This window comes from Shewanella sp. 30m-14 (genome assembly GCF_052977125.1).
Map to the genome: position 1 here is coordinate 29,328 of NZ_JBRILW010000003.1, position 13,566 is coordinate 42,893.

Annotated in this window: 10 protein-coding genes; 8 read left to right on the plus strand and 2 right to left on the minus strand. The window is 43.9% G+C overall.

Features of this window, described 5'->3' with window-relative positions; all coding sequences use genetic code 11:
* Positions 1-435: 435 nt before the first annotated feature.
* A complete protein-coding gene (locus ACVBIU_RS03065) occupies positions 436-1,362 on the plus strand; it encodes a LysR family transcriptional regulator (RefSeq protein ID WP_028763928.1) in 927 nt (308 codons plus the stop codon).
* Positions 1,363-1,450: 88 nt separating this feature from the next.
* On the opposite strand, the gene gntH is transcribed toward ACVBIU_RS03065, so the two are convergent.
* Positions 1,451-2,692 carry a guanitoxin biosynthesis MBL fold metallo-hydrolase GntH gene (gene gntH / locus ACVBIU_RS03070; protein ID WP_447163045.1) on the minus strand — a complete coding sequence of 414 codons (1,242 nt, stop codon included), beginning with the start codon at positions 2,690-2,692 and terminating at the stop codon, positions 1,451-1,453.
* Between the two features lie 582 nt (positions 2,693-3,274).
* Between gntH and ACVBIU_RS03075 the strand changes: the two genes are divergently transcribed.
* Positions 3,275-4,951 (plus strand): amidohydrolase, encoded by a 1,677-nt coding sequence (locus ACVBIU_RS03075; RefSeq protein ID WP_447163046.1) that lies wholly within the window; start codon positions 3,275-3,277, stop codon positions 4,949-4,951.
* 560 nt (positions 4,952-5,511) lie between these two features.
* On the opposite strand, the gene ACVBIU_RS03080 is transcribed toward ACVBIU_RS03075, so the two are convergent.
* Positions 5,512-6,423 carry a LysR family transcriptional regulator gene (locus ACVBIU_RS03080; RefSeq protein ID WP_447163047.1) on the minus strand — a complete coding sequence of 304 codons (912 nt, stop codon included), beginning with the start codon at positions 6,421-6,423 and terminating at the stop codon, positions 5,512-5,514.
* Between the two features lie 733 nt (positions 6,424-7,156).
* On the opposite strand from ACVBIU_RS03080, the gene lexA reads away from it, so the two are divergent.
* From lexA to ACVBIU_RS03110, 6 genes are all read left to right on the plus strand, one after another.
* On the plus strand, positions 7,157-7,777 hold the full coding sequence (gene lexA, locus ACVBIU_RS03085; protein WP_447158984.1) for a transcriptional repressor LexA: 621 nt from the start codon (positions 7,157-7,159) through the stop codon (positions 7,775-7,777).
* Positions 7,774-8,298: a cell division inhibitor SulA gene (locus ACVBIU_RS03090; RefSeq protein WP_447158985.1), complete on the plus strand. Its 525-nt coding sequence runs from the start codon at positions 7,774-7,776 to the stop codon at positions 8,296-8,298. Before lexA ends, ACVBIU_RS03090 begins: the two co-directional genes overlap by 4 nt.
* Positions 8,299-8,775: 477 nt before the next feature.
* Positions 8,776-10,362 carry a cytochrome c oxidase subunit II gene (coxB, locus tag ACVBIU_RS03095; protein ID WP_447158986.1) on the plus strand — a complete coding sequence of 529 codons (1,587 nt, stop codon included), beginning with the start codon at positions 8,776-8,778 and terminating at the stop codon, positions 10,360-10,362.
* A gap of 9 nt (positions 10,363-10,371) precedes the next feature.
* Positions 10,372-11,976, plus strand: a complete 1,605-nt coding sequence (gene ctaD / locus ACVBIU_RS03100; RefSeq protein WP_447163048.1) for a cytochrome c oxidase subunit I — start codon at positions 10,372-10,374, stop codon at positions 11,974-11,976.
* 2 nt (positions 11,977-11,978) lie between these two features.
* The gene (locus ACVBIU_RS03105; RefSeq protein ID WP_447163049.1) at positions 11,979-12,563 is read left to right on the plus strand and encodes a cytochrome c oxidase assembly protein; all 585 of its coding nucleotides are present in this window, start codon (positions 11,979-11,981) and stop codon (positions 12,561-12,563) included.
* 106 nt (positions 12,564-12,669) lie between these two features.
* Positions 12,670-13,551 carry a cytochrome c oxidase subunit 3 gene (locus ACVBIU_RS03110; RefSeq protein WP_447163050.1) on the plus strand — a complete coding sequence of 294 codons (882 nt, stop codon included), beginning with the start codon at positions 12,670-12,672 and terminating at the stop codon, positions 13,549-13,551.
* The last annotated feature ends 15 nt before the right edge of the window (positions 13,552-13,566 follow it).

Consider the following 13,566-nt stretch of genomic DNA (forward strand, 5'->3'; position numbering starts at 1 on the left):
TGTCAGGTAAAAGTGCAAGGAAATAAAGTTGAACCAACAGCGGGCGCAAGAGGCTCAATTGCGCGGACTTATTTGTCTATGGAACAAACGCACCCGAGATACTAAATGAGTAGGCAACAAAGTCAGCTACTGAACGCTTGAGATAAAGAGGTACCTTCAGGCGCTACCCAATAACGAGTTTCATATTAGGGGGAATTTCACTTGAAACTGGATCCCACACATGTATGAACCTCAATCTGAAATTATCAATGGAGAGTGGCGATTCCCAGAGCTAACTCAGAAATAACGGTCGTTATAGACTTTATCAAAGCCAACTGATTATTCAGTTGGCTTTTTTCATGGGCCGAACTCAGCATATTTGTTCCACATCATTACTACATAGCGTTCAATACAGCTACAATACAATGTCGATATTTCACTTATCAGGGAAGTTTAATGGACAAAGCACTGACCGAAATGGATTTGAACTTACTCAGAATGTTGAAAGTGCTGGTTGAAACTCGGAATACCTACAAAACTGCTGAAATATTGGGTATTTCACAAACCAGTGTGAGTCGTGGTGTGGCAAAGCTTAAAGAAACGTTTGGAGACCACCTATTTCTAAGAAAAGCGCACGGCATCGAACCCTCTGAATTAGCAATCCAGCTTTCCGAAGCTACCGTAGAAATGCTCAACCCTGTCGCAAAAGTTATTGATTCATTTAGTAACTTCGAACCATTTCAGTTTCGTGGCACCGTGTCGATCTCCGTTAATACTTACATATTAGAAGTGTTCGGAGAACGGTTAATAAAACTGCTTTTTTCTAAGCTTCCAAATGCGAAAGTCGAATTAGACTTTTGGCAGAATCAGTCTTTAAGAGATATGTTAAATGGAAAAATTGATTATGCTTTACAAATTTCAAACTTTCCATTCCCTCAAGATATTTACAGCCACCATGTAAAAACCGTGACTTCAGGAATTCTTGCTAGAAAGAATCATCCAGTTTTAAAAGAAGGGAATGAGTGGGAAAGAATTCATGAATTACCTATTGTTCAACTCTATTTAGCAGGTGTCAACTACGACAAAAGCGCGCTACACGACATCTACCAATTAAAAGGGTATCAAGCTAATGTAGTACTGAAAACACACAGTCTCAAAGCGGCGTTGCATACCGTAAAAACAACCGACGCGATTTGTTTTTCCAGCAGTTATGTAGCCGAATTGGGAGAAGATTTAGACGTTCATCCGCTACCACTAGTTGCGGATGAACATAAACGGTTTGATATTATTGGTGGGTATCTGCAAACACGTAGGAGCTATCCTTTAAATCAATACTTACATCAAACCCTGCAAGATTTTTTTAACTCTGTTGAACAGCCCTAACGCTAAACAACATTTTCTTTTATCGCTAAAAAACGCCCAGTCAGGGCGTTTTAAGTTTTACATGATCAAGCCAATATATTGTTCATTGTTACAAACGAGTGTCGGATACCCATTTAGGCGTTAGCCCTTCCGTGGGTTTTTCATCAAATGTCACTTCACCAGGCTCAGATGGTGCAGACCAACTCAACAAATCTGTTCGTGCCATTCTAGTGACAATTTGCTCTTTAGTTACATTAATAACCATAAGATCTTGAGCAATAGCAACTGGGCCACCATATGACTCGACAAGTCCTTTAAAGGCCCTATCAATCGTATCTTCATTAGTGAAGAAATGCGTTCCTACCCCTAAACCAGGCTTAGAAATTGTAAATATTTCTCCAAGCTCACTTGCTGAAGTATGTTTATGCACAATATTCTCAGCGACTTCTATAGGCATATTGTTTTTGTCTGAAAATGTTGGAGCATCAATAAACAGCTCGTGGATGAACACATCTACACCTTTCGCCATTTCAGCTTCATGTGTTGTAGGCTCACTATCGCCAGTAAATGCCATTGATAACCCATTCCACTCTAGTCGATAACCCACTGAACCAACCAGAATATGATCAACCGGGAACGCATATATTTTCACATCGTTTTCTGAATATACTAACTGTTTCGGCGTTTCGGGGCTAAATTTCGAGTAATCAAATTCATGGGCTTGGATTTGCATGCCTTCATTTGCGGCGATCCCGGTTTTACTAAGTACATGCCAAGCCGCCGCCTTTTCAACATGCTCGACAAAGCTTGCAACTCCCAGCTCAGGAGTATGACCAGAAGATCCATACACATTTAAAGGTGCATTGCGCCCCCAGCCCATTGAATCCCATAAATTAAATATTCCGCCAACGTGGTCTAAGTGTAAGTGAGTGACGAAGACTTTATCCAATGAATCGTGAGGTAAACCAAGACTCCAGAGATTTGGTACTGTTCCACCCCCTACATCAAAGATGAAATTATCACCATTTCCAAGTTCTACTAACCAACTTGTGGATGCTTGTCCCATACGTACAGGTGGGTTACCAGAGCCGATTGTCGTTATTCGCATTTCATCAAGCTCGATTGATTCTTGCCCTGCTATAAAGTGCTCTGAATATTGACGATGCTCGCCGTCAGTTTTTGAAATAACATTGTGTTTAGTTAATGGTTGTCCACATAAGGGGACTGGATACCCTGCCTCTGTTAATCGGCATTCTCGCGGGAATTGGAAATCTAGTGGTGATTCTGCCAACGCAGGAAGCGTGAAAGAAGTGCACAGCGCGTAAGTTAATAATTTGGGGATCGATTTCATAGGTACTCCGATAAAAAACTAGGTACTGAATAAGTTAGTGCAAGCAGATTATCTATGATTGAATACGATAAGAATATGAATTACAGAGACCCGAATTTGGTTAAGACGGGGAAATTTTCAACAATCAAAGAATTCTTATGGCCGACGGTATAGTAGTCTGGTTGAGCACATGCATTATTTTTTTTTGGGGGGGGGAGGTGTAGTGGATTAGCTAATTTGGCCATAGAGTTAGAGCCCTGGGCATGAGGGAAAGTAAGTCAAACAGCAGATGTTTGAAACTAGGGTCAATCCCGTCCTGACACACTTTGGGGCAAAACTGCGTTAGTGCAAAGGCACTAACTCGTGAGGTTCGGATTAGGAAAGGTATACTTTGGCTTGTTAAGTTATTGTCCCCCAATCGTTGATTCGTCGCCAAGCAGATACGTACTACTAACAATGATAATTCCTAAGTTTATTGGTTATCCCAGTATTCTTATACTCACTATTTTTCTTTTGCTTTTATGCTGCAGTAGACTTTCTTCATCGCAACACACTAACACTCCCTATACTCACAATCATTGTGGGGCATGAAAGGAATGAATAATGAACCGAGTTTACCCTCTGGCAGTAATAGCGAGCCTAATAATGAGTCCTAATGCACTGGCTGTCGCACATGCTGATATGATTTTAACGAACGCAAAAATTTACGGTCACAATAATGCCGATGCGATCGCCATTCACGATGGCAATATTGTGTTTGTTGGTAAAGCCACTGAAGCGGATGCATATCGTAATAAAAAAACCGAACTTATCGACCTTGAACAGGCATATGTAATGCCGGGTTTTATTGATAATCATAACCATGTATTTGAGGCTGCTTCAGAAGCTGGCAGCAACTGTGAACTAGATATGGATGCATCACTTGAAGAACAAATACCCTATTTAAAGGCATGCAGCAAAAATGCTAAGTCTGGCAGCTGGCTGATGGGCTATGGCTTTTCTTTGGATGCAATTTTAAATGAAGATAATCGTTACACGCCACTTGAAGTGATTGACCGTATATTCCCGAAACAACCTGTCGTGTTCATGGAGCAAACCTCACATTCAATGTGGGTCAACTCCGCAGCGCTTAAATTGGCGGGTATCACCAAAGATTCTCCCGAGCCTCAGGGCGGAAAGATACTCAAAGACGAAGAAAGCGGTGAACTCAACGGTATTTTGTTTGATAACGCTGGTGATATCATCATGGAGATGGCATGGAATAGCCTAGAAAACAAGTTCGAGAAAAGCTACGAAGGCTTAATGATTGGTCTTGAAGAATCCGCCGCACATGGCATCACCACCATTGGTGACGGTCGGCTTTATTGGAAACGAGGCTGGTATGACGTGTGGCAGCAAGCAGAGAAAAAGGGGGATTTAACTGCTCGAGTGTCACTGCGCCCATGGATTTATCCAACTGATTCAATGGCGCCGCAGCTAGCTTTTTTGAAGAAAATACAAACGAGTGATAGATCACGTTTGTTATTGGTCGATCAGGTAAAAATGTATAGCGATGGCATCATTATTAATGGCACTGCGAAAACGTTAGCACCGTATTTGGATACCTATATTCCAGATGAGCCTTACGGCATCAATTATATCCCACCAGGTCAAATGAAAACCTGGCTGGAAGCATTAGGTAAGATTGGTTATAGCGCTCATATCCATGCGATTGGTGATGGTGCAGTTCGCGAGTCATTAAATGCGATTGAGCATGCTCGCAACCAAGGATCGAAAAAACCTTATACGCTAACACACGTGGAATTGGTGGACTCAAAAGATGTCCCTCGTTTCGTAAAACTGGATGTGACCGCCGACTTCCAAGTGGGTTCTGATTATGTCGTACAACATGACCATCAGTGGGCTGAAGGCTTTATAGGGGCTAAGCGAACGCACGAGCTGATGAATCCAAGCGCCATTTTTGATACAGGTGCCAATGTTACCTTAAGTAGTGACTGGAATGTGCATGATATCAATCCACTAGTTGGTATCGCTAATAGCTTGAAAATGGGTAAAACAGGCTTGCCGGATGTGCATTCGGCTATAGATGCCTATACAATTAATGCGGCTGAAAGTTTAGGGCTCAGTTGCATTACAGGTTCGATAGCTGTTGGTAAATCGGCTGATTTTGCCATTCTACAACAGGATATTACCCGTTTATCCGCCGATGATATTGCTGACACTGAGGTATTAATGACCGTACTGAAAGGCGATATTGTTTTCGACATAGATGATGAATAAATAAAATGGATGCAGGGCTTGCTCTGCACCGTCTTTTAAGCTGGAGGTCAGTGTAACAAAAGCATTTTTATATTGAGGTGGCAGTAAGACTGCTATTTCTGCTGATATTCATTGTCCCATCTTGTTTAGTTGCACTTTTGATAGTATGCGTCAGATGGTTCAAGGCAACCAGTCTGCAATATTAGCAGTAATAGGGCTTTTGATGGCTACGGGTATTATTGGGCTTTTTGAGGCGACCTATCAGAAAACATAGCTTACTTACCGACTTGAACGTACGTTCACCCACCTAACTAAACTACTACTGTTTACTGGTATCTCTGAACTTATCATCTTGGCTGTCGCTGGAATTGGAATTACTTCAACAGTATGGGATGACCCGCGACTTTAGGCAATCCTTCCGATTTACGCATTTTTGTACGTATACGATTAGTGGGATGCACTAATTGCCGCTTCTGTTTCTACTCCAGAGCTTAAAGCAAAATATAATCTTCAGGTCGAGTCAGAACCCCAGCCTAAATCTGAAATACAATCCCAACATGAAATTAAGCCCGACAATTAACTCAAGAGACAGGCTTGTCTACGAGTTGGTGGCTTACTTTGAAGGCCTCTACTATTTGACTACCATGTTGAGACAGCGTTAATCCATTGCGCCAACACAGCTCAATTCTTCGGTCGATGCCTGCAGGTTCAAAATCACAGTTTAGGGCGGTCAGCTGGCCATTTTCGATATAGGCGTTAACACATTCTGCAGGTAAAAACGCAAAGCCTTTATTGTGTTTTAACATAGCGACAAGTGGCTGAATGTCAGAGAAAAAACCGTAGCTAGGACTAAACCCATCGCTGTTTTCATCTCTATGTTGCTGACTGCTTTTGCTATTCGCCTCTCCCCAAATTAACTCACGGTATTGGCTTAAATCGATGGTGGTCACCACAGGCAATGTCACGAGGGGATGGTCAGGGCTGCACGCCAACAACTCTTTGTAATGGCCTAAACGGCAATACTCAAAATGCTGATGATGAAGGGTGTCGGATTCATGAGTAATGATGATATCTACATTGCCTTCGTTCAAGTCTTGCATCAGTTGGTGTTTTTCTTCGCGATACACTTCCACACATAAATGGGGAAAATCCAACGTCAATGCTAGAGGCTGAGTAAAGGCTAGGTCGGGAATGTAGTTCTCAATCCCGATAGTCAGCACGGTTGATTCACCCTGCGCAATTATTTCGGCACTTTGAACAAACTTATCAAGTTGGCTCATGGTGTGTGTGAGGCTAGGAAGTAAACGTTCCCCCTCTTTACTTAATGACGTTTTATTACCAGTTCGGTCAAAAAAGTTAACGCCAAGATCAATTTCTAGATCAGAAATCCATTGGCTAACCTGAGGTTGTTTTTTTCCTAACTTACGTGCAGCAGCAGATATTGAACCTGTTTCGACGGCCAATAAGAGTGCTTTCAGGTGTAGTGAGTTCATAGGCTTATATTAATTCAGGTACGCACTAAATTATGATTCATTTTCGATATCATCAGTTAAAGGCACTATACGTTCTTATCTTGAGTTAATCACGTCAGACGGATGTATTCATACTTAAATTGAGAGCCTGACATTAGATCACATATGGCAAATTATTATGAACAGAAAACGAATGAGTAGAAGCACTAACAAGAAATGGGGCATTTCCAAGCTAGCAATCAAACCTGCACGGCCCAAATGAAGGCACCAATTATCCGGTGTAGATACAGCCGTGACCGTCCATGACATGGACGTCATGGCCGAGCTTCCAAGGATGGATTTGTTGCGTGTCACGGCAGTATCTGCACATGCACCCGCTGCAGGCGATTGGTAACGGTGAAACGACAATTGAGAACTCGCTTCCCCGTAGCAACTACTCAAAAAATGTAATCAACCTTCATTCGAAGGGCAACCAACTTTGGGGCATAAATAAGCGAAGCCTGATCTGTATATTCACTCAAAAGTCCCTCCTCTCATCGAATTCCCATCCGGAGGCCTTATCTAAGCTTAGTAAGTTCTGATGTTTGACAAAATATCAGTTAACTTCAGCCACTATTCAATAACGAGTTTCACATCGCTGGATTTATTTCATTTGAAACTGGATCCCACAAAAAACAATATAACTGGTTATTACTTGCACTCAAAAAAATACTGTATATACTAACAGTTACTGTATAGAAAGACAGGGTTAACCATGAGACCACTTACACCGCGCCAAGCTGAAATTTTAGAGCTAATTAAACGTAATATTGCTGATACTGGCATGCCACCTACCCGTGCCGAGATCGCTAGACGTTTAGGTTTTAAGTCAGCCAATGCTGCTGAAGAACATTTAAAAGCCTTAGCTAAAAAAGGCTGCATTGAAATTATGCCGGGCACGTCTCGCGGTATTAAGTTAACCCAAGAAGACACTGAAGATGCAGATTTAGGTTTACCCCTTATCGGCCAAGTTGCTGCAGGTGAACCGATTCTTGCGCAAGAGCATGTCGAGCAACACTATAAAGTCGATCCTGCCATGTTCAAGCCATCAGCAGACTTCTTACTCAGAGTCCGTGGTGACAGTATGAAGAATATTGGCATACTAGAAGGTGATCTACTGGCTGTACACAAAATACAGCAAGCACGTAACGGCCAAGTGGTTGTAGCACGCGTTGAAGATGATGTTACCGTTAAGCGTTTTGAGAAAAAGGGTAACAAAGTTTTCTTACATGCTGAGAACGAAGAGTATTCACCAATTGAAGTGGATCTAGCAAACCAAAGCTTAAGTATTGAAGGTTTAGCCGTTGGTGTGATCCGTAATGGAGACTGGCAATGAACAAACTAATGGGAACGAGTCCTCGTCACCCTGGACTGTGGCAAGATATGCCATCGACCAATATGGTGAGCAGCACGAGTAATGACATCACGACTATGGTGACCCAAACTCAAGGGCGTGATGAGCTGAACCAGATCAGTGCTCAGCTTTCACAATTGAGCCAACAGGGTCGCTGGATTGTACTGATTAGCCCGCCGAATATTGGCTACAAGCAGATGCTAGCAGCTGCGGGTGTAAGAATGGACCGCATTTTACTGGTTCATGCTAAAGATGAAGTGGAAACACTTTGGGCAATGGAAAAAGCCTTAACAAGCGGTACCTCAAGTGCGGTGATTACTTGGACCAACTCTTTAGATGCTCGTGACAATCGACGCCTACAAATCGTTGCCAAAAGCGCTCGCGCTGTTGGCATTGTCATTGAACATTCGATTGATAACACAAATAAGCAACAATCTTGTCGCTCAATCAATATGCAGGATAGTGCTTTTGGTCAAGCCTCCCTGTTTGGTGCTGTTCATTAAGCAGAACATCTCCTCGCTTTCTAATACATGATGACTAGGAGGTGCGTTTTAGTAAGCGCCTTCTAGTACAAACGATTTTCTAAAGCCCTCATTCGAGGGCTTTTTTATTATCAATAATTGAAAAAGTGATCTTGATCAATATTTAAACACCAAGTAGTGTAGGAAGTCATAACAACGATATTTTGTTATATCCGAGCGATTTAGTTGTCGGTCTTTGCTCTGGGATTAGTCCTGAATTTGAAGCTTAGACTGAGATTGGCCTGATATATTTCAGCCGTATGTGCCAACGTGGTTACACCAGCAGTGAATAGCACTGAATACAATAGCCTGTGTCGCGATCCCATTAATTGCGACTCGATAGGCAAGCCACTCGCGCACTTTGAAGTCATCGTTGCTTTTTTGGGAACTGAAGAGTTTACATAGAGCAGAGACTTACTGTGTGACTCTTCTTTGTCTTGTGGACAGAGGAGAAGTCTAGTGAAGCAATTGTTGTATTGTGTGCTGGCGTTGCTATTTTCGCCCGTACTTGTTGCATCAGAAATGCCGCTTAATATGACAGAGGGTGTTACGGATATCAGTGGGCGGGTTTACAACCTCCATATGATTATTCTCTACATCTGCTGTGCTATTGGCATCGTGGTTTTTAGCATCATGATTTACGCTATGATCAACCACCGCAAATCAAAAGGCGCAGTCGCCGCCAACTTTCATGAAAGTACTAAAGTCGAGATCCTTTGGACTGTTGTACCTTTTATTATTCTTATACTTATGGCTATTCCCGCAACCAAGACATTGATTGCTATGGAAGATCCAAGTAATGCTGACCTCACCATCAAGATTACCGGCTCACAATGGAAATGGCATTACAGCTATTTCAACAAAGATGTTGAATTTTTCAGTCTGCTTTCTACCCCCAGAGCGCAGATAGATGGCGAAGAAGCAAAAGGTAAAAACTACCTTTTAGAGGTAGATAAGCCACTGGTACTACCGATTAATCGTAAAGTACGTTTCTTAATGACTTCAGATGATGTTATTCACTCCTGGTGGGTACCCGCATTTGCCGTTAAAAAAGATGCTAATCCAGGATTTATTAATGAAGCCTGGACCCGCATCGACAAACCGGGCACTTATCGTGGCCAATGTGCCGAGCTCTGCGGTAAAGACCATGGCTTTATGCCTATTGTTGTTGAAGCTTTATCAGAAGAAGATTTTGATGCTTGGCTGATTGCACAACAACAAGCCGCCAGCAATGCCGAAGTGGCAGCAAAGGCTGCCCTATCGCAAACGCTAACAATGGAAGAATTAATGGCGCAAGGCGAGCAAGTCTACCTTGCACGTTGCGCTGCCTGCCACCAGCCTAATGGTGCTGGCCTACCTGGCGTATTCCCTTCTCTTATTGGCAGCCCGCTTATTAAAGGGCCTGCTCAGCTGCATATCGATATTGTATTAAATGGTAAATCGGGCACTGCTATGCAGGCGTTTTCTAGCCAGTTAACTGCAACTGAAATTGCTGCCGTAGTGACTTATGAGCGCAATGCCTGGGGCAATAACTCAGGCGACACTGTTCAAGCAGCCGACGTAAGCTCAGATACGACCACGCCAGCAACATCGGTAGATACAACCCCAGCGACTCCAAGTGCAATACCTGCGACCTCACCTGCAACACAAGCTGAGGTTAATCAAGATACAACCTCAGAAACCAAAGCTGATGACGAGGTAACTAAAGAACTAACAACGGCACCATTAGGTGACCTAGCCATGAATGAACTCCTGACCATGGGGGAAAAAGTCTATATGACTAGCTGCGCGGCTTGTCATCAAGCAGCGGGGACAGGCCTACCTCCAGCGTTCCCATCATTAGTGGGTAGCCCAATCATCAAAGGCCCTGTAGCCGCTCACCTTGATATTGTTATCAATGGTAAACCTGGTACGGCAATGCAGTCATTTAGCGCGCTACTTACACCACAACAGCTTGCTGCAGTGGTGACTTATGAGCGCAATGCCTGGGGTAATAACTCTGGTGATGCCGTTCAGGCTTCTGATGTTGATGGTCACGGAAAGTAAGGGATTAACATGAGCACAATTACACAAGACTCACCAGCCGCTAACGACGTGAGCCATGATGACCACCACCATGGCGCGCCAAAAGGTATTATGCGCTGGCTGTTAACCACTAACCATAAAGATATTGGCACCCTCTATCTTTGGTTCAGTTTTATTATGTTTTTAACCGGTGGCGCGATGGCAATGGTGATCCGCGCAGAGCTATTTCAGCCCGGATTGCAATTAGTCGAACCCAACTTCTTTAACCAGATGACCACTGTTCACGGTTTAGTGATGGTATTTGGCGCTGTGATGCCGGCCTTTACAGGCCTAGCTAACTGGCTAATTCCGATGATGATTGGTGCTCCCGATATGGCGCTACCGCGAATGAATAACTGGAGCTTTTGGATCCTACCTTTCGCATTTGCCATTTTGTTAAGCTCACTTTTTATGGAAGGTGGCGGCCCCAATTTCGGCTGGACATTCTACGCACCACTATCGACAACCTATAGCCCTGACAGTACCGCTCTATTTGTATTTGCAGTTCATATCATGGGGATTAGCTCAATCATGGGCGCGATTAATGTGGTCGTCACTATCGTCAATATGCGTGCCCCCGGTATGACTTGGATGAAGCTGCCGTTATTTGTTTGGACCTGGTTAATTACCGCCTTTTTACTTATTGCGGTCATGCCTGTGCTCGCTGGCACAGTGACTATGGTACTCACCGATAAATACTTCGGCACTAGCTTTTTTGATGCCGCCGGCGGTGGGGATCCTGTCATGTTCCAGCATCTTTTCTGGTTCTTTGGCCACCCTGAGGTGTACATCATGATCTTGCCGTCATTCGGTATCATCTCGGCAATTGTGCCAGCCTTTAGCCGTAAGCGCTTATTTGGTTACTCATCGATGGTTTACGCCACTGCGAGTATCGCCGTTTTGTCGTTCCTGGTGTGGGCGCATCACATGTTTACTACGGGTATGCCGGTATTTGCTGAATTGTTCTTTATGTATTGCACCATGCTGATTGCAGTGCCGACAGGCGTAAAAGTATTTAACTGGGTTGCGACCATGTGGCGAGGTTCTATTACCTTTGAAACTCCCATGTTATTTGCGGTGGCCTTTATTATCTTGTTCACCATAGGGGGCTTTTCGGGACTGATGCTGGCGATCACTCCTGCTGACTTCCAATACCATGATACCTACTTTGTGGTGGCGCATTTTCATTATGTATTGGTGACTGGAGCAATATTCTCCATCATGGCAGCGGCCTATTATTGGCTACCCAAATGGACCGGCCATATGTACAGCGAAACCTTAGGGCGCTGGCACTTCTGGTGTTCGGTAATTTCAGTCAACGTGCTGTTTTTTCCAATGCACTTCTTAGGCTTAGCCGGAATGCCAAGGCGTATTCCTGATTATGCTATCCAGTTCGCTGATGTGAACCAGATTGTATCGATCGGCGGCTTCGCATTTGGCCTTTCGCAGCTGATCTTTTTAGCCGTAGTGATTAAGTGTATTCGTGGTGGTGAAAAGGCTCCAGCCAAACCATGGGAAGGCGCCGAAGGATTAGAATGGACCATTCCTAGCCCTGCGCCATATCACTCATTTACCACCCCGCCAGAGGTGAAATAAAGATGACTGAGATGAAGCGTAACGCCAATCGCAAATTGCTCGCCATGCTAATTATTGGCGCTGTGGGCATGTTTGGGTTTGGTTTTGCGCTTGTTCCTTTATATGACGTGCTGTGCGACGCATTGGGTATTAACGGTAAACCCGCAAGTACCGCCAGTGTTTATCAGCCTGTCGCAGTGGATAAAAACAGAACCATAACGGTTGAGTTTGTGTCTCAAGTGCAAAGCGACATGCCTTGGACATTTAAACCTCAGGTTAATACCATGCAAGTGCATCCCGGTGAGCTTATTCGTACTCATTTTGTCGCTACGAATTTATCGGCAGAGCATATTGTGGGGCAGGCTATTCCGTCTGTTTCTCCCGGACAGGGGGCGGCATACTTTAATAAGACGGAATGCTTCTGTTTCAATCAGCAGGTATTGCAGGCTAACGCTGCAGCCGAGCTACCACTCATCTTTTTTGTGGATCCCCAATTGCCGGATTCAATCTCGACCCTGACCCTCTCTTATACCCTCTACAACATCACCGACAAGGGCTATGTAGTAAGTGCCACAAGTAATGTCGTGGAGCAAGGAGCTGCACAATGACAACTGAACATATAGATGAAAACTACTCCAGCAATAAAAACGTCGCTGTGATTAACACAGTCACTAAAACTGGGGCTAAAGCCGTTACAGGGCAAGGAGCGGCTAAATGACAACTGAACATAAACACGAAAACTACTACGTACCAGAGCAAAGTGCGTGGCCCATTATTGGCGCGATAGGTTTATTTCTTATCGCCTTTGGTGCTGGAAGCTATGTCTCTGAATTAAAAACAGAAGGCGGCAGTGGTGGCTATATTTTGCTAGCTGGTATTGCGGTTATCATTTTCATGATTTTTGGCTGGTTTAGAACCGTTATCGCCGAATCTATGGCAGGGCTCTACTCCAAACAGATGGATCGCTCCTTTAGGCAAGGAATGAGCTGGTTTATCTTTTCTGAAGTCATGTTCTTTGCAGCTTTTTTTGGCGCCTTATTTTATGCCCGAATTATCGCAATACCTTGGCTTGGCGGCGCCTCAAATAATGAGATGACCCATGAAGTATTATGGCCAATGTTTGAAGCTGCTTGGCCCTTACTGACAACGCCAGATGGCAGCCTGACCCAAGCGATGGACTGGACAGGACTACCGCTCTACAACACCTTAATTCTTTTGACCTCTTCGATAACATTGCATTTTGCTCACGTAGGGTTAGAAAAAAATAAGCGTACCGCGTTAACCGTTTGGCTAGCGATAACCATTTTACTTGGGGTAGCGTTCTTATTCTTGCAAGTGGAAGAGTATGTCCATGCCTACCAAGAAATGGGGCTGACATTAAATTCAGGCATTTACGGTAACACCTTTTTCTTGCTAACCGGCTTCCATGGCATGCACGTTACCCTAGGAACGGTATTCCTTATGGTGTTGTTTTTACGAGTGCTTAAAGGGCACTTTACCCCAGATAAGCACTTTGCTTTTCAAGCAGGGGCTTGGTATTGGCACTTTGTCGATGTGGTTTGGCTGTGCTTGTTTTTCTTTGTTTATGTGCTTTAACCACTCATATTGCCG